29 protein-coding genes and 2 pseudogenes are annotated in these 25,209 nt (G+C 43.4%); 23 read left to right on the top strand and 8 right to left on the bottom strand.

What is annotated here, in order from left to right; all coding sequences use genetic code 11:
- Positions 1-21: 21 nt before the first annotated feature.
- Complete coding sequence (rapD, locus tag NSQ12_RS19270; RefSeq protein WP_014481149.1) at positions 22-1,086, bottom strand: aspartate phosphatase RapD; 1,065 nt, start codon at positions 1,084-1,086, stop codon at positions 22-24.
- Between the two features lie 191 nt (positions 1,087-1,277).
- On the opposite strand from rapD, the gene fabZ reads away from it, so the two are divergent.
- Positions 1,278-1,703, top strand: a complete 426-nt coding sequence (fabZ, locus tag NSQ12_RS19265; RefSeq protein WP_003221796.1) for a 3-hydroxyacyl-ACP dehydratase FabZ — start codon at positions 1,278-1,280, stop codon at positions 1,701-1,703.
- Between the two features lie 71 nt (positions 1,704-1,774).
- Complete coding sequence (gene mscL / locus NSQ12_RS19260) at positions 1,775-2,170, top strand: large conductance mechanosensitive channel protein MscL (RefSeq protein ID WP_021445844.1); 396 nt, start codon at positions 1,775-1,777, stop codon at positions 2,168-2,170.
- A 46-nt stretch (positions 2,171-2,216) separates the two neighbouring features.
- Here the strand turns inward: mscL and NSQ12_RS19255 are convergent, their stop codons facing one another.
- Positions 2,217-3,053, bottom strand: a complete 837-nt coding sequence (locus NSQ12_RS19255) for a histidine kinase (protein WP_029726040.1) — start codon at positions 3,051-3,053, stop codon at positions 2,217-2,219.
- On the opposite strand from NSQ12_RS19255, the gene NSQ12_RS19250 reads away from it, so the two are divergent.
- Both NSQ12_RS19250 and NSQ12_RS19245 read left to right on the top strand, forming a co-directional pair.
- Entirely contained in the window at positions 2,961-3,326 is a 366-nt protein-coding gene (locus tag NSQ12_RS19250; RefSeq protein ID WP_259407082.1) for a prealbumin-like fold domain-containing protein, read from the top strand. The two genes, NSQ12_RS19255 and NSQ12_RS19250, sit on opposite strands and share 93 nt — an antisense overlap.
- Positions 3,313-3,705, top strand: a pseudogene (locus NSQ12_RS19245) (class A sortase); the annotation flags it as partial. The gene NSQ12_RS19250 and the pseudogene NSQ12_RS19245, both read left to right, overlap by 14 nt.
- 139 nt (positions 3,706-3,844) lie before the next feature.
- On the opposite strand, the gene NSQ12_RS19240 reads toward NSQ12_RS19245, so the two are convergent.
- Positions 3,845-4,255, bottom strand: coding sequence for a YwpF-like family protein (locus NSQ12_RS19240; RefSeq protein WP_003227794.1), 411 nt, complete (start codon positions 4,253-4,255; stop codon positions 3,845-3,847).
- 174 nt (positions 4,256-4,429) lie between these two features.
- Here NSQ12_RS19240 and ywpG point away from each other — a divergent pair, with 174 nt between their 5' ends.
- The 4 genes from ywpG (at position 4,430) to ywpJ (ending at position 7,095) form a co-directional block, all read left to right on the top strand.
- Positions 4,430-4,813, top strand: a complete 384-nt coding sequence (gene ywpG / locus NSQ12_RS19235; protein WP_014478204.1) for a DynA interaction protein YwpG — start codon at positions 4,430-4,432, stop codon at positions 4,811-4,813.
- Between the two features lie 76 nt (positions 4,814-4,889).
- A complete protein-coding gene (ssbB, locus tag NSQ12_RS19230) occupies positions 4,890-5,231 on the top strand; it encodes a single-stranded DNA-binding protein SsbB (protein ID WP_029726038.1) in 342 nt (113 codons plus the stop codon).
- 224 nt (positions 5,232-5,455) lie between these two features.
- The gene (gene glcR, locus NSQ12_RS19225; protein ID WP_003244075.1) at positions 5,456-6,232 is read left to right on the top strand and encodes a transcriptional regulator GlcR; all 777 of its coding nucleotides are present in this window, start codon (positions 5,456-5,458) and stop codon (positions 6,230-6,232) included.
- A gap of 5 nt (positions 6,233-6,237) precedes the next feature.
- Positions 6,238-7,095, top strand: coding sequence for a phosphatase YwpJ (gene ywpJ / locus NSQ12_RS19220; RefSeq protein WP_029726037.1), 858 nt, complete (start codon positions 6,238-6,240; stop codon positions 7,093-7,095).
- 125 nt (positions 7,096-7,220) lie between these two features.
- Here the strand turns inward: ywpJ and NSQ12_RS19215 are convergent, their stop codons facing one another.
- Positions 7,221-9,989: a DEAD/DEAH box helicase gene (locus NSQ12_RS19215; RefSeq protein WP_029726036.1), complete on the bottom strand. Its 2,769-nt coding sequence runs from the start codon at positions 9,987-9,989 to the stop codon at positions 7,221-7,223.
- On the bottom strand, positions 9,976-11,586 hold the full coding sequence (locus NSQ12_RS19210) for an SWIM zinc finger family protein (RefSeq protein ID WP_029726035.1): 1,611 nt from the start codon (positions 11,584-11,586) through the stop codon (positions 9,976-9,978). Before NSQ12_RS19210 ends, NSQ12_RS19215 begins: the two co-directional genes overlap by 14 nt.
- A gap of 203 nt (positions 11,587-11,789) precedes the next feature.
- Here NSQ12_RS19210 and NSQ12_RS19205 point away from each other — a divergent pair, with 203 nt between their 5' ends.
- The 13 genes and pseudogenes from NSQ12_RS19205 (at position 11,790) to NSQ12_RS19145 (ending at position 22,190) form a co-directional block, all read left to right on the top strand.
- Positions 11,790-11,933, top strand: a complete 144-nt coding sequence (locus NSQ12_RS19205) for a hypothetical protein (RefSeq protein WP_003242876.1) — start codon at positions 11,790-11,792, stop codon at positions 11,931-11,933.
- 233 nt (positions 11,934-12,166) lie between these two features.
- The gene (gene tkmA, locus NSQ12_RS19200) at positions 12,167-12,913 is read left to right on the top strand and encodes a protein-tyrosine kinase activator TkmA (protein ID WP_003227811.1); all 747 of its coding nucleotides are present in this window, start codon (positions 12,167-12,169) and stop codon (positions 12,911-12,913) included.
- On the top strand, positions 12,903-13,619 hold the full coding sequence (gene ptkA / locus NSQ12_RS19195; protein WP_015714839.1) for a tyrosine-protein kinase PtkA: 717 nt from the start codon (positions 12,903-12,905) through the stop codon (positions 13,617-13,619). Before tkmA ends, ptkA begins: the two co-directional genes overlap by 11 nt.
- A gap of 48 nt (positions 13,620-13,667) precedes the next feature.
- A complete protein-coding gene (locus NSQ12_RS19190) occupies positions 13,668-14,432 on the top strand; it encodes a tyrosine-protein phosphatase (RefSeq protein WP_014481136.1) in 765 nt (254 codons plus the stop codon).
- 194 nt (positions 14,433-14,626) lie between these two features.
- Positions 14,627-15,949 (top strand): UDP-glucose 6-dehydrogenase UglF, encoded by a 1,323-nt coding sequence (gene uglF, locus NSQ12_RS19185; RefSeq protein WP_015251054.1) that lies wholly within the window; start codon positions 14,627-14,629, stop codon positions 15,947-15,949.
- A gap of 199 nt (positions 15,950-16,148) precedes the next feature.
- Positions 16,149-16,934, top strand: coding sequence for a YwqG family protein (locus tag NSQ12_RS19180; protein WP_015714838.1), 786 nt, complete (start codon positions 16,149-16,151; stop codon positions 16,932-16,934).
- Between the two features lie 49 nt (positions 16,935-16,983).
- Positions 16,984-17,106 (top strand): annotated as a pseudogene (locus NSQ12_RS19175) (hypothetical protein); the annotation flags it as partial.
- Positions 17,107-17,325: 219 nt separating this feature from the next.
- Complete coding sequence (locus tag NSQ12_RS19170) at positions 17,326-17,748, top strand: DUF5082 family protein (protein WP_010332155.1); 423 nt, start codon at positions 17,326-17,328, stop codon at positions 17,746-17,748.
- A 9-nt stretch (positions 17,749-17,757) separates the two neighbouring features.
- Positions 17,758-18,018, top strand: coding sequence for a YwqI/YxiC family protein (locus NSQ12_RS19165; RefSeq protein WP_032722664.1), 261 nt, complete (start codon positions 17,758-17,760; stop codon positions 18,016-18,018).
- Between the two features lie 18 nt (positions 18,019-18,036).
- Complete coding sequence (locus NSQ12_RS19160) at positions 18,037-20,043, top strand: T7SS effector LXG polymorphic toxin (protein WP_339175398.1); 2,007 nt, start codon at positions 18,037-18,039, stop codon at positions 20,041-20,043.
- The gene (locus NSQ12_RS19155) at positions 20,043-20,528 is read left to right on the top strand and encodes a hypothetical protein (protein WP_326146909.1); all 486 of its coding nucleotides are present in this window, start codon (positions 20,043-20,045) and stop codon (positions 20,526-20,528) included. Before NSQ12_RS19160 ends, NSQ12_RS19155 begins: the two co-directional genes overlap by 1 nt.
- Positions 20,529-20,713: 185 nt before the next feature.
- Complete coding sequence (locus NSQ12_RS19150) at positions 20,714-21,364, top strand: hypothetical protein (protein ID WP_187001930.1); 651 nt, start codon at positions 20,714-20,716, stop codon at positions 21,362-21,364.
- A 109-nt stretch (positions 21,365-21,473) separates the two neighbouring features.
- Complete coding sequence (locus tag NSQ12_RS19145) at positions 21,474-22,190, top strand: endonuclease V (RefSeq protein ID WP_339175393.1); 717 nt, start codon at positions 21,474-21,476, stop codon at positions 22,188-22,190.
- An 86-nt stretch (positions 22,191-22,276) separates the two neighbouring features.
- Here the strand turns inward: NSQ12_RS19145 and NSQ12_RS19140 are convergent, their stop codons facing one another.
- On the bottom strand, positions 22,277-23,158 hold the full coding sequence (locus NSQ12_RS19140; protein ID WP_086344401.1) for a LysR family transcriptional regulator: 882 nt from the start codon (positions 23,156-23,158) through the stop codon (positions 22,277-22,279).
- A 122-nt stretch (positions 23,159-23,280) separates the two neighbouring features.
- Here NSQ12_RS19140 and NSQ12_RS19135 point away from each other — a divergent pair, with 122 nt between their 5' ends.
- Together NSQ12_RS19135 and NSQ12_RS19130 are read left to right on the top strand one after the other, a co-directional pair.
- The gene (locus tag NSQ12_RS19135) at positions 23,281-23,826 is read left to right on the top strand and encodes a flavodoxin family protein (protein ID WP_032727010.1); all 546 of its coding nucleotides are present in this window, start codon (positions 23,281-23,283) and stop codon (positions 23,824-23,826) included.
- Positions 23,823-24,044 carry a hypothetical protein gene (locus NSQ12_RS19130; protein WP_032722655.1) on the top strand — a complete coding sequence of 74 codons (222 nt, stop codon included), beginning with the start codon at positions 23,823-23,825 and terminating at the stop codon, positions 24,042-24,044. The genes NSQ12_RS19135 and NSQ12_RS19130 overlap by 4 nt, the downstream gene beginning before the upstream one ends.
- 26 nt (positions 24,045-24,070) lie before the next feature.
- On the opposite strand, the gene chrA is transcribed toward NSQ12_RS19130, so the two are convergent.
- Together chrA and chrB are read right to left on the bottom strand one after the other, a co-directional pair.
- Positions 24,071-24,607, bottom strand: a complete 537-nt coding sequence (chrA, locus tag NSQ12_RS19125; RefSeq protein WP_014665634.1) for a chromate resistance efflux protein ChrA — start codon at positions 24,605-24,607, stop codon at positions 24,071-24,073.
- Positions 24,604-25,197, bottom strand: coding sequence for a chromate efflux transporter subunit ChrB (gene chrB, locus NSQ12_RS19120; RefSeq protein WP_015251064.1), 594 nt, complete (start codon positions 25,195-25,197; stop codon positions 24,604-24,606). Before chrB ends, chrA begins: the two co-directional genes overlap by 4 nt.
- Between the last annotated feature and the right edge of the window lie 12 nt (positions 25,198-25,209).

Raw genomic sequence — 25,209 nt, 5'->3', positions numbered from 1 at the left:
AAGAAAATGGGCGTTTTTCAATCAGCCGCGCATGATAAAAAAAGCGGCTTTTTCGAAATCGTCCTTTTTTTTGTAGTATTCCGTAATATCTTCTAACAGCACTTCTAAATCCACCCACGCCTCGATTTTTTCTAATTCAAGCACATATTCGAGCAGCTGCTCATAGGGATCTTCCACTGAGGTGTAGAGGGCTTCAAGCGTTTTTAATTTTAAATAAATGGTTTGAATGTCTACCTTTTCAGATAATTCTTTTCCTTTTTGAAGGACGGCTTTAGCTTCTGTGATGTTCCCTGTTTTAAAAAGCGCTCTGACAGACTCGTACACACAATGAAGATATGAGACTGGTGAATTCATTTCAAATTCTTGATTCTTTAATACTTTTCTAAAGTAAAGAAGCGCTTCCTGGTCTTTTTTCTCGGTCGCTTTTAAAAAGCCAAGGTTATAATAAGCGTGGCATAGCAGGTTTTCGTCATGTAGTTGCTGGGTTTTCTTAATGATTTCTTTGAAAAGCTGTTCAGCTTTTTCATAGCGTTCTTGATCAATATAATTCACGGCGAGCAAAAGTTTACAGGTGATTACCTTTTTGATATAGCCGAATTGGTGCAAATAGATGTGTAATGCTTTTTTGACGTATTGGATGGAAAGCGGCGGTGATTTCATCAAGTAATAGGCGCCGGCGGTTTGATAATATAAATCAGCGGCTTCAAACGTATTTTGAATGGCGGCCAGGTACTGTTCAGCTTTTTTAAAATGATGTACTGCATGTTTCGGAGCTGTTTTTACCATCTCATATAACCCAGAGAAAAAATACAGATAATATTTCAATTCATCATCCATTTTGTCTTCCAGGCCATATAGGTCATCGAACAATGAATCGAGTCCGTTCTGGTTTTCAAAAAGCAGCTGATGGCGGGCCTGAAACAATTGATAACGCATCCAAAGTTTTGTGTTCTTTTTGATCTTTGGAAGGTGCTGATCAATTTTCTCTTTCAGTGTGCAAACGTGATTCATTTTGCGTTTGCTCATTGCGGAATACCACTCGTCTAACATGTTTAGCATTCTTTTTTCAATAAACTTCGAAATCATTTTCCTACCTCTTTGCTATTGGTAAAATCTATAATTATCATATCATAACTTTTGACGGCTCTCATTGACAGTTGGTTACATTTTAGCGCGGTTGAAAAAGAGATTAATTCATAATATACTTTTCAAATGTACAGATTGGATCTTTGATGATTGCTATACATACTAATGCAGATGAAGGAGATGTCAAGACAATGCTTGATACTCAGCAAATTAAAGAAATTATTCCTCACCGTTATCCGTTTTTGCTTGTGGATCGGATTACGGAAGTTGAAGAGGGCAAACGGGCAAAAGGCTATAAAAATGTAACCGCTAATGAAGAGTTCTTTAACGGACATTTTCCTCAGTACCCGGTTATGCCCGGCGTATTAATCGTAGAAGCACTCGCTCAAGTCGGAGCTGTTGCGATGTTGATTAAAGAAGAAAACCGCGGCAGACTGGCTTTTTTTGCAGGCATTGATAACTGCCGCTTTAAAAAACAAGTCAAGCCTGGTGACCAGCTTCACCTTGAGGTTGAAATCATTCGTGCCCGCGGCACAATCGGGCGCGGAAAAGGCGTTGCCACAGTTGATGGCGAAGTCGTTTGCGAAGTAGAACTGACTTTTGCCCTCGGAGAATAATTGAAAAAAGGCAGATGGCCAGCGGCACATTTGTCTTTTTTCTTTACAAATATAGAAAAGCAGGTGATTGTATGTGGAATGAATTTAAAGCCTTTGCCATGCGGGGGAATATCGTAGACCTTGCGATTGGTGTTGTGATAGGCGGCGCTTTTGGAAAGATCGTCACATCTCTAGTAAATGATATCATTATGCCTTTGGTCGGTTTGCTGCTGGGAGGGCTTGACTTTTCAGGCCTGTCGTTTACGTTTGGCGATGCTGTAGTGAAGTATGGCAGCTTTATACAGACGATTGTGAACTTCTTAATTATATCGTTCTCCATTTTTATCGTCATTCGGACTTTGAATGGGTTAAGGCGCAAAAAAGAAGCAGCAGAAGAAGAGGCTGCGGAGGAAGCTGTGGATGCGCAGGAGGAGCTGCTGAAAGAAATCAGAGACCTGCTGAAGCAGCAAGCAAAGTCGCCGGAATAAAAAAGATGCCGTTAGAAACGGCGTCTTTTTTTATCTCAATTTTCGTTTAGGTTTGTTCTATGTCCTTCAGTCCCGCGGGGCTTTCCGTTGTTTCAGCGAGATGAATGAGCATTGAGACAGAGGTGCCTGCATCCGGAGTGCTGATGATCATCAACTCGCTTCCGCAAAAATGTTTCAGCCGCTGATTGATATTTTTCAACCCGACGCTGCGATCGAAATCCGCAGATAAGAGATCTTTTTGTTTTTCCGGAGGCATCCCCGCACCGTTATCCTCTACTTTGATGTGATACTCATTTTTGCTTTGTTTTTTAGCTGTCAGTTTGATCCATCCTCCGCCTCTTTTCTTGCTGACACCGTGAAGAACGGCATTTTCCACCAAGGGCTGAATCATTAAAGGCGGAAGGATAAAGTCAATGTCTTCATCTATATCGAAAAGAACCTCAAGCCGATTACCGAATCGCGTCTTTTCTATAGAAAGATAGGAATTGATAATCGAAAGCTCATGTCTGAAGGAACTGATGGCTGATGTATTTTGAAAGTCAAAACTCATTCTTAAATAGTTGGTAAATTCCTCTGTTACCTCCCGGGCCTTTTCAATATCCAAATGAGTGAGAGAAATAATCGTGTTTAATACATTATAAAGAAAATGAGGCTTGATTTGCGACTGGAGAAACGCCATTTCCATTCTTGTGGCTTGATTTGCTGTATGTTTCATCATGATCAGGTTTTGAATACGCGCCATAAATTCAGAGTAATGATAAGGTTTTTGCAAAATGTCATTCGCTCCGGCATGAAAAGCCTTGTATTTGTCATGGCCGATAATGGCAGCTGTAATGATCAGAACCGGAAGATCCACCATGCTGAATCGTTCGCGAATTTTCATACAGACTTCGAAACCAGTCATATCCGGCATCATAAAGTCACAGCTTCAGGCCTTGCACCGGGACAATACGCTTTTGTTGAAACGAAAGCGCCAGCCGGTTATGTGCTGAACACTGAGAAAATAGAGTTTGAGATTTCTGATTCCTCTGAAGGAAAGCCTGAAGCTACAGATGCCGGGATCGCCATTAAAGCATTCCAGTCAAGTGGAGAACGTCGAAAGCACGTGAAATATACTTATTTTTACTTCACAATCAAGGCGGCAGATAACAATTAAAAGTGTCGATCTGGAGCTTCCGATCGTAAAAGGCACAACCAATGAAAATCTTTTGATAGGGGCGGCAACAATGCGCCCGGATCAAAAAATGGGTGAGGGAAATTATCCGTTGGCGGGCCATCATTTGAAGCAAAAGAATCTTCTGTTCGGACCTCTGGAGAATATAAAAACAGGTGCCCAAATTGTCATCACGGATTTTAAAAAGGATTATATCTATTCTGTAACATCTAAAGACATCATATCGGAAACGGATGCAGATGTAGTTGAGGAGACAAACAAAAAAGAGATTACGCTAATCACATGTGACAAGGCTGTCAAAACTGAAGGGCGCCTTGTTGTGAAAGGGGAATTGGTTGATTCTTTTGGCCATACAAATTAAATATGCAAGGGTGAAAGCACGAAGAGAAAAGCTGCCGTTCAAAACGGCAGCTTTTTTCATGCAGAACATATCTATTCAAAATGTCTATTGTGATGCTCTTCGGTTCTGTGTCTGTTTTGGGGAACATGCCCCCTCATATTTATAATTTTTGCTTAAATGCCTCAATGAGTTTTGTTCCTGTATAGCCCTCTTTTACAAGGGACTCGAGAATGGTTTCAGTGCCCTGCTGTTTTCTTGTGACCATTTGTCCGTAGAGTAAAACCTGGATGCTTTCTTCCAGCTTGACGATATTTTTCACTGCTGCTGTCAGCTGGGCGGGGCGATTGCTTTTTTTCGTGATCGTTACAAATACTTTGGCTTCAGATTGGCTGTTTTGAAGCTGTTCAAAAAAAGACAGATGTTCTTTCTGTACAAGCGCCTCAATCAGCCAGTGATTTTCACCGTCTTCTTTATTTATAATCAGTCCGTCAATAAGGGGAAACTGTTCGATTGATTGTTCTTCCTTGTCCACTCGTTCCACATTCAGGTCAACCAGTTTAAAGGTTTTCATTTCTTCTCACCCCGATTACTTCCAAAGTTTTCTTGCCTTCCATTATAACATAAACGTTTTCGAGGAAAAAATCCTGCAATGCTGGGGCTAAAGAATTTTGTATGAGCGAAACATTTAATAATTTCTATTTTTTCATTATACTGTAACTGACTATGGATTACGGAGAGATGTGGTATGAATCAATTTCGTTTAAAAGAAATTTATATTGACGGCGCTCCTTCTGAAAGCCATTTGATTCAAAAGGAAGTAACATATATGTTAAGCCGTAAAGAAGTGTTTGAGGTTCATCTGAACAAAAAAGGAAGAATAAGTTTTTTATACGAAACACAAGATGGCATGGAGCAGTATAAAATCAAGCTGTCAATGCCGGAAAAAAAATTGAGCTTTCAGTGGTTTGCGTGGGATGGCTCTTCCTATGTGCGCATGAATACGCAAAACTGGCTGACAAAGCAAATCTTTTTCCGTTTTTTAAAAAGTACATATTTCTTCAAAGGGAAAAAGCAAAAGATGTTTTTAGCTGAAGGAAAAATGAAAACGAAAGATAAAAACAGAGGCTGAAAGCCATTTTTAAGCGTTTTTCTTTTCTTGTTGCATCATTTACAATACATACAACCGCAAGGAGAGGAGGAATCGCATGTTCAATCATGTCATGCTTGTCGGACGTCTTACAAAAGATCCTGATCTTCGCTACACTTCCGCCGGTGCGGCAGTTGCACATGTTACGCTCGCGGTGAACCGCAGCTTCAAGAATGCTTCAGGTGAAATCGAAGCTGATTACGTCAATTGCACACTTTGGAGAAAAACAGCTGAAAACACGGCGTTGTATTGCCAAAAAGGTTCTCTCGTCGGCGTAAGCGGACGGATTCAGACACGAAGCTATGAAAACGCGGAAGGCGTTAACGTGTATGTAACAGAAGTGTTGGCTGACACTGTTCGTTTTATGGACCCTAAACCCCGGGAAAAAGCTGCTGATTGACACCCCTTGCTCCTCCCGTTATCTATCCATTCACCATTATCCGAATCTTCGCATCATCCCCTCAAAATTGACCAGTCGACCAGACTGGTTCTTTCTTTTTGTCCACTTAGGAAAAATTGGTTCTCTCGACGCATTTTTACTTAAAATCACTTATTAATGTTGAATAGAATTAAATAAAAACTTATAATTACTTATAAATGATTGCTGAGAAAAGGAATGAGGGCGTGTACCAAGAAGAAAGATTAGTAGCGATTTTGGATTTTTTAAAACAGCATAACCGAATTACAACGGAGCAGATCTGTACGCTCCTGCAAGTGTCAAGGGATACAGCGCGACGAGATCTTGTGAAACTTGAGGAACAGAATGCCATCATCCGCACAAGAGGCGGCGCCATTTTGCCGACTGTGCATCAGAAAATTCAAAGCTATTCCGGCCGCCTGAAAACAGTGTCTGAGGAAAAAAATAAGATCGGCAGGCTTGCAGCATCGCTTATTCATGATGGTGACCGGGTGATTTTAGACGCCTCTACAACTGTTCAGGCATGTGCAAAGCACTTGAATGCGGTTGATTGTACGGTAATCACCAATTCGATTAATCTTGCGGATGTGCTGTCCGATAAAGAGGGAATTGAAATTTATCTGCTGGGAGGCAAGCTGGAAAAGGAGCACCGCTTTCTGTACGGGTCCTCTGTGATTGAAAAGCTCTCAAGCTACCATGTTGATAAAGCGCTGATTGGTGTGGTCGGTATTTCCGAACATGGCATTACAATTGCGCATGAAGAGGATGGCATGGTGAAGCGGAAAATGATACAGCAGGCAAAGCAGGTCATCGCGCTTGCAGACCATTCGAAGCTGGGCAGCACCAGTTTTTATCAGTATGCGGAGCTGAATGAAATCGACCTTTTGATTACAGACAGGCTGCCGAATCAGGCATTTTGTGACTTGCTTGACCGAAACGGCGTTGAGCTTCTCGTGACAGAACAGGATGAAGGAAAGGACTGACAAACGTGAAATTAATTGCGATTGATTTAGATGGAACCTTACTCAACAGCAAGCATCAGGTAAGCTTGGAAAATGAAAACGCACTGCGGCAGGCGCAGCGGAACGGTATTGAGGTGGTGGTGTCAACTGGGCGCGCTCATTTTGACGTCATGTCAATCTTTGAACCGCTGGGGATCAAAACATGGGTCATCAGTGCAAACGGCGCCGTCATTCACGATCCCGACGGCAGGCTTTATCATCACGAAACGATTGATACGAAACGGGCGTATGACATTCTCTCATGGCTTGAGTCGGAAAACTATTATTATGAGGTATTCACAGGTTCAGCGATTTATACGCCTCAAAACGGCAGAGAACTTCTTGATGTTGAGCTGGACAGATTCAGAAGCGCAAATCCGGAAGCGGATCTTTCTGTCCTTAAGCAGGCGGCCGAGGTGCAATACAGCCAATCGGGCTTTGCTTACATTAACTCCTTTCAAGAGCTGTTTGAAGCCGATCAGCCAATCGATTTTTACAATATTCTCGGCTTTTCTTTCTTCAAAGAAAAGCTTGAGGCAGGCTGGAAAAGATATGAGCATGCCGAAGATTTGACGCTTGTCAGTTCGGCTGAGCACAACTTTGAGCTTTCTTCCCGCAAAGCTTCCAAGGGGCAGGCGCTGAAGAGGCTTGCAAAACAGCTGAATATTCCGCTCGAGGAAACCGCTGCTGTAGGTGACAGTTTAAATGACAAATCGATGCTGGAGGCTGCGGGAAAAGGTGTAGCGATGGGCAATGCCCGGGAAGATATCAAATCGATAGCCGATGCGGTCACCTTAACCAATGACGAACATGGTGTCGCACATATGATGAAACATTTGATGTAGGTATATGTGCTGCTCCAAAAGCGCATTCTGTTGATAACCGGCGTAACGGATTTTTTGGAAATTCGGCGTGACGGCTATGAACGGAAAAAAGCTGGCTCTTTTAGAGCCAGCTTTTTTAGTCATGATTATTGCGCTGTTGCGCTTAATGTAAACAGTTCTTCAAGCTCCTGTGTGGAAAGCTCGGTAATCCAGTTTTCACTTTGGATAATTTGATCGTTCAGGGTTTGCTTGGATTCAAGCATGACATCAATTTTTTCCTCGATTGTTCCCGTCGTAATCATTTTATGAACGTGGACAAAGCGCTCCTGGCCTATGCGGTATGCACGGTCAGTCGCTTGATTTTCAACCGCCGGGTTCCACCATCTGTCATAATGGATGACGTGATTGGCGGCGGTCAAATTAAGTCCGGTGCCTCCAGCTTTGAGTGAAAGAATCAGTGTCGGATATTCTTTCCTTTGAAATTTCTCAACGAGTGTATCCCGCTCTTGCTTGGAGAGACTCCCATTTAAAAATTGCACAGGTTCCCCGAACGTTTTTTCAAGCAGCCGCTTCATCATGTTCCCCATCTGAATGTATTGCGTGAAAATCAGGCAGCTTTCGTTTTGGGCGCGAATCGCTGTCATCAGTTCCAGCAATTTTTCGAGCTTGACTGATCTGCCGGCCAGCAGCTCGGTTTGCTCTTCCTTTAAATAAAGCGCGGGATGATCGCATATTTGCTTGAGCCGTCCAAGCATGCTGAGGATCAGCGCTTTTCGCTGCATGCCGGTCAGGGATGTCATATGGTCAAAAGTGTCTTTGACGAGCTGCTCATAAAGGGATGCCTGCTCGGCTGACAGCGGGATAAATTCTTTTTCTTCCAGCTTCTCAGGAAGATTAAGCGCGACCTCTTCATCCCGTTTCGTCCGGCGGAGAAGGAATGGCCGGATTAATTGCTGAAGCTGTCCGATTCTCTTTTCGTCCCGGTCTTTTTCGATCGGCAGCACATAGCGTTTATGGAAGCCGGTCAAACTGCCGAGGTAGCCTTTATTCATGAAGTCAAAAATAGACCACAGCTCAGTCAGTCGGTTTTCCATCGGCGTGCCGCTCAGCGCGATATGGTGAAGCCCCTTCAGCTTCCTGATTGCGCGTGATTGCTTCGTATGCGCGTTTTTAATATTTTGCGCTTCATCAAGGCAGATCGTGTTCCATGTCACAGAAGAAAGCTCTTCAGTATCGGCATGTGACAGTCCATATGAAGTGAGCACCACGTCTGCGTTTTCATAATGCGCGGCGAAATCATCACCCTTTGGCCGGCGCGGCCCATAATGGAGCGCGACAGACAGATCAGGTGCAAAGGTTTGAAGCTCCCGCTGCCAGTTGCCAAGTACGGATGTCGGCGCAATAATCAAATGAGGCGTTTTTTGCCGGCCGCTTTCCTTCACGTGAAGGAAATAGGCGATCATTTGAATCGTTTTCCCAAGCCCCATATCGTCAGCTAGACAGGCGCCAAAACCGCTTTCCCGCAGAAACAGCAGCCAGTTCATGCCGTATTTCTGATAAGGGCGGAGCGTTCCTTTGAAAGAAGGACTGACTTCGTGCTCCGGCAGGTTTTCCGCGGCAGTGAGCTTTCGAATCAGTGACCTGAGCTGTTTAGACAGATCAAACTGAATGCCGGCAAAAGCGGATGTATCAATCAGGTCCGAATCCTCAAGTCCGCCATCCTGCTGATCCATTAGCTCCCGCGCCAGAATATCAGACATGTGGAGTCCCTCTGATTCTGCTTTTTCCATCAGGCGTTTCATCTGTTTGATAAACTGCGGATCGATTTTAACCCATTGCCCGCGGATATTAACAAGGCGCCTGTTGCTGGCGACAAGCTCATTAAATTCAGCCTCAGTCAGTTCAATTCCATTTGTCGCAAACCGCCAGTTGAAATCAAGCAGTGCATTCATGCCGACAAATGACTCGCCGCGCGGGGAGGACGACACCTTTGCTTTCAGCATCATGTTGCTGTCTCTGACAATCTGCCACCAGGACGGCAGGAGGATTTCTACCCCCATATCGACAAGCGTCTCACTTGCTTCTGACAGGAAGATCCAGGCTTCTTCCTCCGAGATCAGCGTTGTCCCGGAATCAAACGACAGCCACGGAACCGTTCTGTGAAAGCGGTCCTGCTCACGCGCGATTTTATCGCTGTACGCCTGCCACGATTTTTTGAGGCTCTTCAGTCCGTCAAAGAATTCTACAGCACCGCTCTTTTTATCGCGTAAAAACATCTCGATCTTCCATTCGTCTCCGTCAAAGTCCGGTTCATTTAAGCGCAAGCCGACAGTAAATGGAGATTGATCGTCAATCCAGCCAATGCCTTCCAGAAAATCCTCTTCATCAAGAAAATGGCCGCGGAATGTCGTAACCGCAGGCGATTTTTCCTTGATATGTTCCCATTTCTCCCGCAGGTCATCGTCGTACTGGATGTAATCCTGTACGGCAGAGGAAAACCATTCCGCAGTAAAGCCTTCCAGTATATTATCGCGGTCTTTCCAGCGAAAAACACCGTTTGTCCATGCGTCATAGTCAGGCAGAAAATCGCCGTCCGCGATAAATTCATAGATGGTCGATGCCGCCTCGATCAGCGGCTCCGTTTCTTCTGTAAGCTGCACGGAGCTGAATGAGTTGAACGAGTTTTTGCCGAGAAGCTCTACAGTCATCCATGGCGATAGCAGGACAGCAGTCGTCCCGATGAAGCTGACATCCTCTAGAAAGGTTCCGTAAAATGAGGATTCATGCCATTGGAACAAATGCTTTTTCATATGGCTGTAGGGAAGAGGCTGCTCATTTTCATCAAAGGCTGAGAGCGTAAATGACCCATCTTCCATTTGTTCGACGTGGATGAGAATTTCTTTAAGACTCGCCATCAATCAACTTTCCTTTCTGCAGTTCTTCTTGAAGCGCACGCAGGCGCTTGTAATGCGAGCTCAGCAGCTGAATATACCGCTCCCACACCTTCTGCTTTTTCGCTTTTTTGTACAGGGTGCGCAATTTTTTCAAATACCGGGCGGCTTCCTTGTACGAGCTGCGGTTCTTCTGATCAATGAAAAAAGCCACTTCTCTATGGTAAGCCGGTATAAGCGCCTCAGGGTCGCTCGCTGCAATTTCCTTGAGCATCATTTTATCCATTTCATTGATGGAAAAGCCGACAAGGCTATGAATTTCAATCCACTCGGCATAGCGTTTTTTTTCATATAAATAATGGCTGTATTCTGTGAACGTATACGGCAGACAGCCCGCGGCAAAGCGCTCAAACAGCGCTTGATCATTGGTTTGCTGCACATAGGCATTCAACAGAAGGAACAGCTCGCCGATCACATCGCGAATCTCTTTAAACGGCTTATCCAGCTTCGTATAACCCATCGCAATTGGCTCAATTTGCTGGTACCATGTTTTAAGCCGTTTCCAGTCCTTCTTGGCAGTCATTTCACTCAGCCATTGGAACGTATAAGGGAGCGCTTCCGGTGGGAATTGATCCGCTTCCGCAAAAATAACGTCATCATTCTTTTGCAGGAATTCCAAATGCAGGCGCCCGAATTGCAATTCGGGAGAAAAACGCCGTCCTGCTTCTTTTTTCAATATCTCCTGTTCGCGTGCCACCCATTTTGGCCGCGACAGCAGCGCACTCCAAATTTCACCGAAGACGCGGATGCGTTCATATTGGAAAATTTCTTCTTTCAACAGCAAAGGTCGGATAACATCCGGTGTTTTATCCAAAAACGGATCAAGCGCAAAAGACAGCGCGTACGTTTTTAATTTATCAATAGAGCTGTAGATTGTATCCATCAGCTGTTCAACGTACGGATTGAGGGAATAAAAATCTTGTTCGGGGTTTAGCTTGCCCGCTTCAATCAATGTGAACATGCGAAGCCAAACCGCAATCGCGGAATGAATCTGATACAGGCTTTTCAGCTCCGGCTTGTTCGGCGCATGTTTTTTTAATGCGGACAGGTAGCCGTAATAGAGGCCCTGCATGTTTTGGCTGCCTTCTGGCGTACGTGCCTGCCAGAGAGAAAACTCTGAATCAAAAAAAGCAAGCCAGCTTGAAAGTGATTCTTCATTAGGCAGCACCTTTTCCTGAAACTGGCGGCGGACGAGCTCTTTGCTTTCCTCAAGCTTTTCCCTCTCCAGCCAATACTCTGTAAAAGTACCCACTCGCTCGAACATTGCATATACATATAAAAACACAGCCAGCATATGGCGGCAGATTCTTCCGGACGGACATGAACAGCCGCTTTTGACTATGACAAACAAGTTCAATGTGACCCGCACAGGCACAACATCCTGCACGTAAGCCGTAACTTCCGTCGGACTCACTGCTTGTAAACGATAGACTGAATCCTGCCGATATAAAATAAGGGCTTTTTTGATCAGCTGAACATTTTCCTCATTGTAAGGAAGAAGTTCTTTTAACTGTTCAGCAGATGCCAGCACATCGTCTTTGGAAATCATATTCTGAAGCATGATTATCGCTCCTAACCGAGTCACGTAATAAAAAGATCCAATTTCTCTATTATATCGCAACACATCGGCCTTAAAAAGTTTTTCCTAAAAAAGGACATAAAAAATAGGATGTGTCGAATGATGTATTAGAGATTGCAAATTGATAACCAGCATCATATAATAATCGTGTTTTCAACTTAATGGAAGCTGAAAGGAAAAAAAAGATGAGTGAAAAGAAATTGAATCAAGAAGAATTTCTGAAAATTTTGATGCATGCACATGAAATTGGTGAGCAGTCATCTGAGATGACGACGAAGGAAATGCTTGAAAATTTGATTTCTCATATTAAAAATGGATATGCAACATAAAAATCCCGCACGCCTTTTGCGGGATTTTTTTATGCGAGGTTACGTGACTGCACGAATAAGAGAAAATGAGACAGCGTTGTCAACACAGTAAATATAGCGCTTACATAAAAAAGAGTAACATTTCGTTTTGTAAAAAAATGTCGAATTATGTCACGTGAAAAGCTGGAGAAATGCGGTTTCAACGTTGTATAATCGTAAATGGAAAAGGATGTTATAAGAGATTTGGAGGTATCATGGGAGAATCTACTAGCTTAAAAGAGATATTATCAACGTTAACAAAACGCATACTTTTGATTATGATTGTAACCGCAGCTGCCACTGCTGCCGGCGGACTCATTAGTTTCTTCGCACTTACACCCATCTATGAAAATTCAACTCAGATTCTGGTCAACCAATCGAAAAATGAACGAAAAGAAGTCCAATTTAACGATGTCCAAACCAATCTTCAGTTAATCAATACGTACAATGTCATCATTAAGAGCCCTGCCATCTTAGATGAAGTCATTAAAGAAATGGGCCTGTCGATGACATCCCAAGAACTGAATGACAAAATTACCGTATCCAGCGAACAGGACTCCCAAGTGGTCAACATATCAGTCAGGGATGAAAACGCGGAAACAGCGGCTCATATTGCCAATACTATAGCATCTGTTTTTCAAGACAAAATCACATCCATTATGAATGTTGACAATGTCAGCATTCTGTCAAAAGCCGAGGTTTCAGAACATCCGTCCCCTGTATCGCCAAAGCCGCTACTAAACATTGCCATCGCGTTTGCGGCCGGATTGGCGGGAAGCATCGGACTGGCCTTCCTGCTTGAGCATTTGGATAATACGATCAAATCGGAAGAGCAGCTCGAATCCTTGCTGGACATACCTGTTTTAGGGACAGTTTCCACCATTGCGAATGAGCAGAAAACAGCTAAGACCTTACAGGGTTTCCAATCTGAAAAAACGGGGAGTGGACATTTTGGCGCTTAGAAAAAGCAGAGACTCGCGGATGCGGAGAAATGTCATTGCAATGACAGAGCCGAAATCCTTGAACTCTGAACAATATCGGACGATTCGCACGAATATAGAATTTGCTTCAGTGGACCGCCAGATGAAATCAGTCATGATCACATCGGCTTGTCCCGGAGAAGGAAAATCAACAACGGCCGCCAACCTGGCTGTCGTATTCGCCCAGCAGGGAAAAAAAGTGCTCCTGATTGATGCTGATTTGCGAAAACCAACAGTACATACGGCCTTTTTTCTTGAAAATACGGTTGGCTTAACATCTGTTTTATTAAAGAAAAGCTCTATGGAGCAGGCTGTACAGGCATCGAATGAAAAACATCTTGACGTGCTGACGAGCGGCCCGATCCCGCCAAACCCGGCCGAGCTTCTCTCCTCGAAGTGGATGAAGGAGCTTGCATACGAAGCGTGTGCGGCATATGATATGGTCATTTTTGATACGCCGCCTATTCTTGCCGTAGCAGATGCACAGATTTTAGGCAACGTGGCAGACGGTTCTGTTCTGGTTATTTCAAGCGGGAAAACAGAAAAAGAACAAGCCGCAAAAGCGAAAGAGGCGCTTGAAACGTGCAAAAGCAAGCTTCTTGGGGCGATTATGAACGGCAAAAAGCTTTCGAAGCACTCTGAATACGGATATTACGGAAACAAGGACAATTTCATGCAAAATAAATAACGTGCATCGTGCCCGTTATTTATTTTTGCGAAAAAAGGGGGCTAGGACATGATCGATATTCACTGTCACATTCTTCCCGCAATGGATGACGGGGCAGGTGATTCGGCCGACAGCATAGAAATGGCAAGAGCCGCTGTTCGTCAGGGAATCCGGACGATCATTGCGACACCTCATCATAACAACGGTGTGTATAAAAACGAGCCAGCTGCAGTCAGAGAAGCAGCAGATCAGTTAAACAAACGTTTAATCAAAGAAGACATTCCTTTACATGTGCTTCCGGGACAGGAAATCAGAATCTACGGCGAGGTGGAACAAGACCTTGCCAAACAGCAGCTGCTTTCGCTGAATGATACAAAACACATCTTGATTGAGTTTCCGTTTGATCACGTTCCCCGATATGCGGAGCAGCTTTTTTATGATTTGCAGCTGAAAGGATATATTCCGGTTATCGCCCATCCTGAACGCAACAGGGAAATTCGCGAAAACCCGTCCTTGCTGTATCATCTTGTGGAAAAAGGAGCAGCATCTCAGATTACTTCAGGAAGTCTTGCGGGGACCTTCGGCAAGCAGCTGAAAGCATTTTCTCTCCGGCTGGTTGAAGCCAATTTGATCCATTTCGTAGCCTCAGATGCCCATAATGTGAAAACGAGAAATTTTCACACTCAAGAGGCCCTTTATGTTCTAGAGAAAGAATTCGGCTCGGAACTTCCTTATATGCTGACGGAAAATGCAGAGCTTCTCCTGCGGAATCAGACCATCTTCAGACAGCCTCCGCAGCCGGTCAAAAGAAGAAAATTGTTTGGTCTTTTTTAACAGCCGATTCTCATTTCACCACTTTCTTTTTGAGAGCGATATAATAGTGTATTGTATGGTTGAATCACATTTCAGAAATCTGTACAGGCTGTACCCGACAGGCTATGCGGGAGATCATTCGCATTCATGATAGGATGTTCTCATACGATATTACGGAAGCTGCAAAGCAGCAATTTAACTGTTGGAGGGAAACAATGAATATAACAGTCATCGGAACAGGCTATGTCGGTCTTGTGACAGGTGTTTCTCTTTCTGAGATTGGACATCATGTAACCTGCATTGATATTGACGCTCACAAGATTGATGAAATGAGAAAGGGCATTTCCCCCATATTTGAACCAGGTCTTGAAGAGCTGATGAGAAAAAATACAGCTGATGGACGGCTGAACTTTGAAACGAGCTATGAGAAAGGCTTGGCACAGGCAGACATCATTTTTATAGCGGTCGGCACACCGCAGAAAAGCGACGGGCACGCCAATCTGGAGCAAATTACAGATGCGGCCAAACGCATCGCAAAGCATGTCAAACGAGATACAGTCGTGGTAACGAAAAGCACAGTGCCCGTTGGGACAAACGATTTGATTAATGGACTGATTACTGAACATCTAGCGGAGCCAGTCAGTATTTCGGTCGCCTCCAATCCGGAATTTTTGCGTGAGGGGTCGGCGATCTATGATACCTTTCATGGTGACAGGATCGTGATCGGGACGGCCGATGAGAAAACAGCAAATACGCTGGAGGAGCTCTTCCGTCCGTTTCAAATCCCGATTTACCAAACGGATATCAGAAGCGCCGAGATGATCAAATATGCCTCAAATGCTTTTCTGGCCACTAAGATCAGTTTTATAAACGAAATTTCGAATATATGTGAAAAGGTCGGCGCCGATATTGAAGCAGTCGCGTACGGGATGGGACAGGATAAGCGGATCGGGAGCCAGTTTTTGAAAGCGGGCATAGGCTACGGCGGCTCTTGTTTTCCAAAGGACACAAACGCCCTCGTGCAAATTGCCGGCAATGTCGAGCATGATTTTGAACTGCTGAAATCGGTTATCAAAGTCAACAACAATCAGCAGGCGATGCTGGTTGATAAAGCGCTGAACAGGCTCGGCGGGGTGACGGGAAAAACGATTGCCCTTTTAGGCCTGTCATTTAAACCGAATACCGACGATATGAGGGAAGCGCCGTCAATTGTTATTGCAGACCGTCTCGCTGCGCTCGACGCCCGTATCAGAGCCTACGATCCCATTGCAGTTGGTCATGCAAAGCATGTTCTCCCGCAAGCTGTTGAATATAAAGAGACGATCGAGGAAGCTGTCAAAGGGTCTGACGCCGTCATGATTTTAACCGACTGGGCTGACATTAAACAATTCCCGTTAGCGGCTTATCGGGATTTGATGGAATCGCCGCTCATATTTGACGGCAGAAACTGCTACACATTGGATGAAGCTGCGGCTTCAGGAGTGGAGTATTATTCTGTCGGTCGGAAGGCGGTTGTTCCGTCAGGTGCAATTCAATAGATGAAAAAGAAAGGCTGGTTGCGCACCAGTCTTTTTTTCATCTATTGCGGGGTGCTGAATACATTTGCTACTATTTAACTATTGTTTGGAAAATTATACAGAAGTAGGGCTTCTTTAAACAATCGTTTGAAAAACATTAGAAGAAACGAAGAAAACCAGAAAATAAAACCTTGGAGATGCCGGAAAAGGAGAGAATCTGATGAATCATCTGCCCGAAAAAATGAGACCGTACCGCGACTTGCTGGAGAAATCAGCGAAAGAATACGTGAAACTGAATGTGAGAAAAGGGAAAACAGGACGATATGACAGCAAAATTGCCGGTGATCCCTATTTCCCCAAGCATGAAACATACCCGACTGATGAAAATGGACAGCCGATGAAGCTTCTGGCACAGATTAATTTCTCACACATTCCCCAGCTTGACGGCTACCCTTCTTCAGGTATCCTGCAGTTCTACATTTCTGTTCATGATGACGTCTATGGATTGAATTTTGACGATCGATGTGAACAAAAGAATTTCAGAGTGATCTATTTTGAAAATATCATAGAAAACGAAGACGAGCTTGTTTCTGATTTTTCATTTATTGGCACAGGCGAATGTGATTTTCCGATTTTATCAGAAGCGGCAGTCGAGCCTGTGAAATCTTCGGAATGGGTGCTGCCTACAGATTTTCAATTTGAGCAGTATACGGGCATGGAAACAATGGAGTTCTTTGGTCAGTTCGGCGAGGATGAAGAAGACATTTATAATGAACTGGCTGAAAACGGATTTGGCCATAAAATCGGCGGATACGCTTCTTTTACCCAGCATGATCCGCGGGAATACGCATATAAAGAACACACCATCATGCTTTTACAAATTGATTCAGACGATGATATCGATTCAATGTGGGGAGACGTCGGCATCGCCAATTTTTTCATAACACCTGACGATCTAAGGAAAAAAGACTTTTCAAACGTTCTGTATAACTGGGACTGCAGCTAATACAAGCTTTTGATCCAAAGGGTCAGAAGCGGGGAATAATAGAAGCCAAATGACAAAATCAGACGTGGCCGACCAGATGAAGAACATAAACATGAACAATAAGCTCAGCGCCGAAAGAGGCAGATCAACAACATCTGCCTCTTTCAAGTGCCTTTATAACTATGACATTAGGTATTTCTATTTGATAAAACGCTTTTATTAACTGTATAACGAACAAAAACAAGATCAAATACCTACATTTCAAGAGCGTTATATGCCTAAATTAAGCCATTTACCCTATTTAAGCCGCCTTCTGGCTATTTTAAAATATAATATATGGAAATAAAGTATGGAAAAGTCTATCTTCATCAGCCCCTCCATACGACTTTTTGAGTATTAAGAGGTGATTCAGATGGGTTATGAAAGTATGCTAGCGGATATCAAAAGTTCGCTCAACGGAAAAATTTCCGACGTGGAAGACAAGATCGAAAAGCTGAAAAAAGCAAAAAAGGACATAGACACGCTGCAAGAAGAGGCAATCACTGAAATCAAAGAAATTGTAAAACCAGAATTGGGCAAGCATTGGACGGGAACAAAAGCCGATGATTTCGACAAGGGAAGAGAAGAGGCGAAATCGGAAGCATCTAAGATTGTGAATGATAAATATAACGAGTATATGGCTTCGATTCAAAGCAAAATATTCTGGCTTGAGACAGAGAAATTTGAGCTTAATTTGACAAAAAGTGCAGCGAATGCCGCAGGCGACCTTCTTGCTAAAGGAGAAGATTTCGTAGAAGAAGCAGGAAGACAAATTAGTAAACTAAAATGGTGGTGATCTTTTTTTATGTCAGAAATTAAGCTGAAGTACGACACAGTCATCAAAACATTAGATTCTGTCAAAGATGCGCTTGCTGACGTAACAATCGGCGCCGCGGGGTCCAATGGAAAAAATAAACTCGATTATACGAAAAAATATCATGAGCGTGAGGAGAACATCAAAACCATGCTCGGAGATTACAAAAAAGCGGTACAGAAAAATATCGAGGATACAAAGGATAACGTAGATTCACTCAAAGAGCAGGACGCGGCGATAGCGGTAAAATAGAACAGAAAGGGCAGTGCGATGAGTAAAGTATTTGAATCAAAATCTTTAATCGAAGAAGCGAAGAGCAGAAAAAAGCAATATGAGACGCTTGAAGAGCAGCTGAATACGCTGAAAAAAGCGTTTCAGGGAGTTGCAGATTTAGGCGACAATTTTAAAGGAAAAGGCGCGGACAATATTAAAGATTTTTTTCAGGGGCAGGCGGAAATCGTAGACAGCTGGCTGACGCTTGTCTCTGCTCAAATTGCGTTTTTAAACGGCATTTCAGGAGATATTAAAGATCAAGAACTCAATGATTCATATGTGGAAACTTCATTTTTGGATCATGAGCTGCCCAATGGAGACCTGAAAGCCTCAGAGATAGTCTCCGCTCATAAAGAAGAAATCGATTCTATTTTGTCAGGCATCAGCGATATTATTGATCTCGACATGTACACGCTTGACGAGTATGCAGATAAGATGGGCGATGCCCAAAAAGTCAGACGTGACACGATCACAGCTGTCGATAAGCTTGATGAATCCCTGACCACTGAATATCAAAATTTAGAATCTCTGGACAACGCAGTGCTCACCAAATATTCTGTTCTCATGCAGGCCACCAGCAATGGGAAGAGCGCATCCCCTATGTACTATGACAAAAAAGCCTTCCACAGCAATGAAGTTTACAAAAGCGTGATTGAAGTAGAAAATCAAGGAACAACCTATATTGATGCAAAATCCCAGCAAGCAGAAGCAAGACGTCTCCAGGAAAAAGCCGAGGAAGAAGCAAACAAACCATGGTACGAAAAAACATGGGATGGAGTTTGCAACTTTACTGGAGAAGTCACTGGCTATTATGATTATAAAAGAGCAACTGAAGGCGTTGATCCGGTTACCGGAGAAAAACTCTCCACCGCAGAACGTGTGACAGCAGGAGCTATGGCCGCAGCCGGATTCATCCCAGTCGTCGGCTGGGCAGGCCGGGCCTTCAAAGGCGGAAAAGCCATCTACAAAACCGGAAAAGCAGCTATCGCTGCTGAACACGCATTAGACGCCTACAAAACAGGCAAATCCTTAGACATTCTCAAAATGACAGAAATGGGCGCATACGGCCTTGTTGCGTCAAACGGATTCTCAGAAGCCGTCACAGGACGAGATATGTTTGGAAACAAAGTGTCTGAGGAGAAGCGGAAGCAAGGGGCGCTCGAAGCGGCATTGAGCTTGGTTGGAGCCGGTGCATTGGCGAAACATATTGATAAAGGCATCCCGCTTGCTAAATCGCCACAAGTAGCAAAAGTTGAAAAAGGGAGAAAGATTCTAGATCAAGTAAAAGAATTCAAAGTGCCGACGAATGTAAAAATTCGTGTCCACAAGACTGTCACACCGGATGGGACAACTTTCCCAATTGTTCACGCTGATGTGAAAACGAAAGCTGTGAAAGATCTTGGGATTGTGAAGATGGTGGGTAGAGGTAGCAGTGGAAGCACTACCACAAGATTAATTCCAGGGACCCCAGGAAAGGTTACAGGGGGGAGTTCAACTAAATTAGGTAAGAATATGTTTGAGCAAATGGGACTTCCACGTTCAACAAAACGTACTCCATATCAGGCTCAACATATTATCCCGAAGGAGTTTCGAAGTCATCCTGTTTTGAAGAAGTTAGGAATGGATATGGATGATGCGTCAAATGGCTTTTTCTTAAGGGTCCCGGATGATGATATAAGTGCTACTTCACGGCATAAGGGATATCATTCAGTTTATAGTAGTTTTGTGAGAAAAAAATTAGATGAGATTAATGTTAACCAAAGTGTAGACGTCATTGAAAAACAGGTATATGATTTACAACAAAAATTAAGAGAATTACAAGAAAAAGGGTTGCCTCTTTATATGAGGGATGATTATTTAGAAACAGAATTAAAGAAAATAAAGGAGAAAGGATTAGAAGCATATAAATTAGAAAGGAAAGAAGGTAGCGCCTCAAGAAAACCCGTTTGGAAAAGAGGCGGTGGAGCAACAGTTGATCTTTGGGAAAGGTGGTATAACAAGTAATGAATTTTGGAAAATATCATAATCTGGTGGAAGAGGTAGTTGAATTTTCAAAAACCTTCAAGCCTATAAATTCAGTTGATGTATCTAATTTTACTCAAATAATTAATGACCAAGAAAAGGCTGAATACTTGGCTTATGAAGAAGTATATGGAGAAGATGAGTATACATGGAAAGATATAAGGGAAATTGAAATGAGTGAAGTATGGGAGCGGTTTTACGAATTAGAAGATAATCAAAAGCCGGAAAATATAGACGCATTATTAGATATTTTTTCTGAAAGCATCAGACATGCTTCTACTGAATTCAAGACTTTTTTTGAGGATATAGTAGCTGACCTAAACAATTGTGCTATTAATAGAGCAATTAATGGTAATACAAATAATTTTTTTGAAAAGGTTTTTGAAATTTATAAAGCGGGTTATTTCCCGTGTGGTTGGAATGGCGATTATCCTAACGGGAATTTTATCGTTTTTAAAAAAGGTTAAGAGAGGTTTTCAAGAAACGTCAGTCTATGGACACCAAGGGCTGGCGTTTTTGTTTCTCATTGTATACAGCTTTCAGTAGGAGGTTAACGTTAGAAGTGCCTTGTTTACTGATATATTAGAATAGTTTAAACTTCTTTTTGGGTTGTCAATCGGCAGATTTTTTAGAATAATGAAGGAGAAGCGGGATGGGCAGAGACCATATTTCTCAACTACAGCCATTAAAAATCTGTAATGGCTGGTCTGTAGTACTGAACAATTTATGTTCAGAAAAAAGAATGCAAGAAAAATGTGAATTACTAATACTACAAAATGAAAAACGTAAGGCCTTTATTAAGGTAAGTTATGAAAATAATCAATACCATATTAAAGTAGCTGGCTTACATACAGATAAGATTTATGAAGATGAGTCTTTTAATGAGATAGAACAATTATTAGAAGAGTTAGAATATCAAATCTGGAGTGTGGGAAGCGGGGTTTTAGAGGGTTTGCAGCCACTAAGCCAACAGATTCCCAATTTTTTAAGGCTAAAGATACCGGCTGGTTGGACTGTTGATTATATTACATTAAAAGATACTGATCCTAAGACGCTAGAGGCAAATGACGATGCTTGGTTATTTGACTTTAATCAAGATCTCCTGCAGATTTCTCATAAGACAAAAAATTTGCTGCTTGACGTAGGGTGGTGCCCAGAAGGTGATCCAGCCGGAAGCTATGGGATTGAACTGATAAAAAACGGAGATTGGGAAAATCCTTTAGAGGATATTATGTGTACTGAACTTAAAGAATTAATTAAACAATTGGATTATATTTTTATGAAAGAAATGAAAAATGAATAGTAATAAAAAAGCAGATTATACTATCTGCTTTTTTCAATGATATAATTTGGTGTCATTGCTAGAATCGATATGCAGGACAATTGAGCGCGAAGAGAGGGAAACAAGTAAAATGGAAATACATCAAATACACGATTTTCATCTAAAAGATGAATCGGATTTTGTTCAAACACAACAATCCCTAAGAAATTGTATCATCCTATCCCACACGATCCATCCCAACTCCATCAACACCTGCGCTGGCGTCGACCTGGCCTATTGGGAGCAGAACGGAGAACCATACGGAGTGTGCAGTATTATCGTGATTGACGCTGATACAAAAGAAGTCATTGAAAAAGTGCACAGCATGGGGAAAATCAGCGTGCCGTATGTTTCCGGTTTTCTTGCGTTTCGTGAGCTGCCTTTGATCATCGAGGCGGCGAAAAAGCTGGAGACGGAGCCGGATGTCTTCTTGTTTGATGGCAACGGATATCTGCATTACAACCATATGGGCGTTGCCACCCATGCGGCTTTTTTTCTGGGCAAGCCGACGATTGGGATTGCGAAAACCTATCTCAAAATCAAAGGCTATGATTTCATGATGCCTGAAAATGAAGTCGGTGCATACACCGATATTCTCATTGACGGCGAGGTATATGGCCGGGCGCTTCGAACGCGGCGGGACGTGAAGCCTATTTTCTTGTCTTGCGGTAATTATATTGATTTAGACAGCAGCTATCAGATCACGATGAGCTTGATCAATCAAGAAAGCAGGCTGCCGATCCCTGTCCGCCTGGCTGACCTTGAGACGCATGTTTTGCGAACGTTTTATCAGAAAAATCACATGTAACACTTGGGGCTCTAAGTCATCAAGTGTTTTTTTGTATGTGTGTGCTTTCCTGGTCTCAAAAACCTTGTCGTCCTTGTGGAGAGGTTTTATTTGAATGTTTTCCGTGTCAAATCGATAAAAGCCTTTAATGGCGCAGACATCCATTTGTCCTTATGCCATGCTAATTGAGTGAAAACGGGGCAATCGCTCTGCCAATTGAGTTCTTTCATCCGGCCTGCTGCAATATCATCTTTTACTGTCATTTCAGGCAAGATTCCAATCCCAAGTCCGGCCATCACGCATTGTTTGATGGCTTCTATGCTGACGAATTCCAATTTGTTAGGATAGACACCGGAGTCATGCAAATTGTTCTCAAAGAGCGTGCGGTACGAGCAGCCGTCCTCTGTCAGCAGAAGAGTTTCGTTTTGAAGATCCTTCAATGTTATTGGTAAATCCGCAGGAAAAGGATGGTCATTAGCAGCCACCATTTTGATCTCATCCTGAATCAAAGATTCAACGTGCAGTGCGTCTTCCATCCGGTTTACATCCAAGATGAAGGTGATATCAAGCTGGCCCTGTAAGAGCTGTTCTTTCGCTTGTTCATTGGAGATATATGGTTTGAATATGAGCTTTACTTGGGGAAAAGCCTGTTTAAATTCTTTTATGATAGGGGGCAGGCGGTATGTGCACTGGCTTTCTGTCGCCCCGATTTTTAAGGTTCCGGTTGTTTCTCTTACTTGATTTGCGGCCATTTTCGCTTCTTCTGTTAACGCAATGATCTTCTGTGCATAAGATTTGAACGTTTTTCCTGCTTCTGTCAAGATAAGCCGCTTGCCGAGTCGTTCAAATAAAGGCGTCCCAATTTCTTCTTCAAGTGATTTGATCTGAGAGGTAACGCTTGATTGTGCATAATTAAGCATTTTGGCGGTTAGGGTGAAGTTTACATGTTCTGCCGCCGTAATAAAGGTGATCAGCTGCTTCAATTCCACTTGTTCTCTTCCTTTCTAAATCGGTTTTAGCGATTGTATTAATCGAAATAATCATCTGTATTGATTGATGAATCCATTATAAGATGAAGAAAATCATTCGTAAACAAAGGAGCAGATGCATCATGAAAATTGCGGTTATTAACGGCGGAACTCGGTCTGGCGGAAATACGGATGTTCTTGCGGAGAAGGCTGTTCAAGGATTCGATGCGGAGCACATTTATTTGCAGAAATATCGAATTCAGCCAATTGAAGATCTGCGTCACGCCCAAGGCGGCTTTCGTCCTGTTCAAGATGACTACGATTCTATCATTGAACGGATATTGCAGTGCCATATTCTTGTATTCGCCACCCCAATTTATTGGTTTGGCATGTCAGGGACATTAAAGCTGTTTATTGATCGCTGGTCACAGACGTTGAGAGATCCGAGATTTCCTGATTTTAAACAGCAAATGTCAGTGAAACAGGCATATGTAATAGCAGTGGGCGGAGACAATCCAAAAATAAAAGGGCTGCCGCTGATTCAGCAATTCGAACATATTTTTCATTTTATGGGAATGTCCTTTAAAGGCTATGTGCTGGGAGAAGGCAATCGTCCAGGCGATATTCTTCGTGATCATCAAGCGCTGTCCGCTGCGAGCCGCTTACTGAAAAGAAGCGATGCGATATGAAGTTTTTGCTGTCGGTCATTGCTGGCTTGCTGATTCTTGCACTCTATTTATTTTGGAAGGTCCAGCCTCCTGTTTGGATACAAGTTGAAACCAATTCGTCCGAGTTGAAGCAATCTGTGAGAATGGCAGGAACCACGCTGCAAGTCAAGCACATCATCAAGAGTGACGCAGGAGAAGAAACAGCTGTCATATCAAACGGCATTTCTGGGCCAAAATAAAAAAGCACCTGTCCAGGTGCTTTTTTCTATAAATGAGGGATCACAAGGCCCCCATATAAAAACGCCGCGATAATCAAAAATGCCGGATGCATTTTGAATTTTGTCATGGCAAGGAGCGAAATTCCCGCAATCACGATCGATTGGATCCAGCCGATCGCTTTGATGCCGTCTGCGCCGATTTGCCAGGTAAGAATGAGCATCATGACCGCGATGACAGGCTGGACGGACAGCGTCATGCCTTTGATGACAGGTGATTGGCGGAAGCGCTGGATGATGCGCAGCAGGACGATCAATGCGAGCGCCGACGGTACGACGGTTGCGATCAGGGCAATTAGGAAGCCGGGCCACCCGCCTGCGCTGTAGCCGACATACGCAGCGATTTTCGTGGCGATCGGGCCCGGCAAAGCGTTCGCAAGTGCGAGCATATTTGAGAATTGATCGTTTGAGAGCCAGCTGTATCTGTTTACAACTTCTTCAAACATTAGCGGGATAGACGCAGGTCCGCCGCCATATCCCAGTAGGTTTGCGATAAAAAACGCCATAAATAAATAGATCGATATCATGAGGCTGACATTCCTTTATCTTTTGAATGTTTATTTGTGATTTTGTCTTTCAGTTTAAAATGAAACGCCCCGTACGCTAAGAAAATGATAATGACCAGGCCGGGATTAATCTGTAAAGTTTGCAGGCCGATAAAAGCGATGATAAAAAACAGGATGCCGGTAACCCAGCCGAAACCTTTAAGCGCTTTTTGGCCAAACTCGTACGCCATGATTCCGAGCATTACCGCAATTACCGGCGTGACGGCACCGATCATACCTGCAACAATTGCTGAATGGCTTAACACATTTACAGCCGCAAACAAGCCCACCATCGCAAGACATGTAGGCAGAATGTGGGCGAGGGTCGCCACAACTGCACCTAATGTGCCTTTTAGCTTAAAGCCCAGATAAGCAGCCATTTTGGTGGCAATCGGTCCGGGAAGCGCATTAGCGATTGCTAATATTTCTCCGAATTCATCATCGTCAATCCATTTATATTTATTGACCGCTTCATGGCGGATCAGCGGAATCACGGAAGGTCCGCCGCCGAACCCTAATATGCCGGTGCGAACCATTGCGGCCGTCATATCCCGATAAGGATGGTTTTTCATTCGTTTCTCTCC

This window comes from Bacillus sp. PS95 (genome assembly GCF_037963565.1).
GTDB lineage: Bacteria > Bacillota > Bacilli > Bacillales > Bacillaceae > Bacillus > Bacillus subtilis.
The sequence above is the reverse complement of the archived record's forward strand: the minus strand, read 5'-3'. Positions and strand labels throughout refer to the sequence as shown.

Excerpts from the sequence above, each read along its gene's own strand:
- rapD (WP_014481149.1), bottom strand. The coding sequence starts at position 1,086 with ATGATTTCGAAGTTTATTGAAAAAAGAATGCTAAACATGTTAGACGAG.
- fabZ (WP_003221796.1), top strand. The coding sequence starts at position 1,278 with ATGCTTGATACTCAGCAAATTAAAGAAATTATTCCTCACCGTTATCCG.
- mscL (WP_021445844.1), top strand. The coding sequence starts at position 1,775 with ATGTGGAATGAATTTAAAGCCTTTGCCATGCGGGGGAATATCGTAGAC.
- NSQ12_RS19250 (WP_259407082.1), top strand. The coding sequence starts at position 2,961 with ATGAAAAGCCTTGTATTTGTCATGGCCGATAATGGCAGCTGTAATGAT.
- NSQ12_RS19255 (WP_029726040.1), bottom strand. The coding sequence starts at position 3,053 with ATGAAAATTCGCGAACGATTCAGCATGGTGGATCTTCCGGTTCTGATC.
- NSQ12_RS19240 (WP_003227794.1), bottom strand. The coding sequence starts at position 4,255 with ATGAAAACCTTTAAACTGGTTGACCTGAATGTGGAACGAGTGGACAAG.
- ywpG (WP_014478204.1), top strand. The coding sequence starts at position 4,430 with ATGAATCAATTTCGTTTAAAAGAAATTTATATTGACGGCGCTCCTTCT.
- ssbB (WP_029726038.1), top strand. The coding sequence starts at position 4,890 with ATGTTCAATCATGTCATGCTTGTCGGACGTCTTACAAAAGATCCTGAT.
- NSQ12_RS19215 (WP_029726036.1), bottom strand. The coding sequence starts at position 9,989 with ATGGCGAGTCTTAAAGAAATTCTCATCCACGTCGAACAAATGGAAGAT.
- NSQ12_RS19210 (WP_029726035.1), bottom strand. The coding sequence starts at position 11,586 with ATGCTTCAGAATATGATTTCCAAAGACGATGTGCTGGCATCTGCTGAA.
- NSQ12_RS19205 (WP_003242876.1), top strand. The coding sequence starts at position 11,790 with ATGAGTGAAAAGAAATTGAATCAAGAAGAATTTCTGAAAATTTTGATG.
- tkmA (WP_003227811.1), top strand. The coding sequence starts at position 12,167 with ATGGGAGAATCTACTAGCTTAAAAGAGATATTATCAACGTTAACAAAA.
- NSQ12_RS19190 (WP_014481136.1), top strand. The coding sequence starts at position 13,668 with ATGATCGATATTCACTGTCACATTCTTCCCGCAATGGATGACGGGGCA.
- uglF (WP_015251054.1), top strand. The coding sequence starts at position 14,627 with ATGAATATAACAGTCATCGGAACAGGCTATGTCGGTCTTGTGACAGGT.
- NSQ12_RS19180 (WP_015714838.1), top strand. The coding sequence starts at position 16,149 with ATGAATCATCTGCCCGAAAAAATGAGACCGTACCGCGACTTGCTGGAG.
- NSQ12_RS19170 (WP_010332155.1), top strand. The coding sequence starts at position 17,326 with ATGGGTTATGAAAGTATGCTAGCGGATATCAAAAGTTCGCTCAACGGA.
- NSQ12_RS19165 (WP_032722664.1), top strand. The coding sequence starts at position 17,758 with ATGTCAGAAATTAAGCTGAAGTACGACACAGTCATCAAAACATTAGAT.
- NSQ12_RS19160 (WP_339175398.1), top strand. The coding sequence starts at position 18,037 with ATGAGTAAAGTATTTGAATCAAAATCTTTAATCGAAGAAGCGAAGAGC.
- NSQ12_RS19155 (WP_326146909.1), top strand. The coding sequence starts at position 20,043 with ATGAATTTTGGAAAATATCATAATCTGGTGGAAGAGGTAGTTGAATTT.
- NSQ12_RS19150 (WP_187001930.1), top strand. The coding sequence starts at position 20,714 with ATGGGCAGAGACCATATTTCTCAACTACAGCCATTAAAAATCTGTAAT.
- NSQ12_RS19145 (WP_339175393.1), top strand. The coding sequence starts at position 21,474 with ATGGAAATACATCAAATACACGATTTTCATCTAAAAGATGAATCGGAT.
- NSQ12_RS19135 (WP_032727010.1), top strand. The coding sequence starts at position 23,281 with ATGAAAATTGCGGTTATTAACGGCGGAACTCGGTCTGGCGGAAATACG.
- NSQ12_RS19130 (WP_032722655.1), top strand. The coding sequence starts at position 23,823 with ATGAAGTTTTTGCTGTCGGTCATTGCTGGCTTGCTGATTCTTGCACTC.
- chrA (WP_014665634.1), bottom strand. The coding sequence starts at position 24,607 with ATGATATCGATCTATTTATTTATGGCGTTTTTTATCGCAAACCTACTG.
- chrB (WP_015251064.1), bottom strand. The coding sequence starts at position 25,197 with ATGAAAAACCATCCTTATCGGGATATGACGGCCGCAATGGTTCGCACC.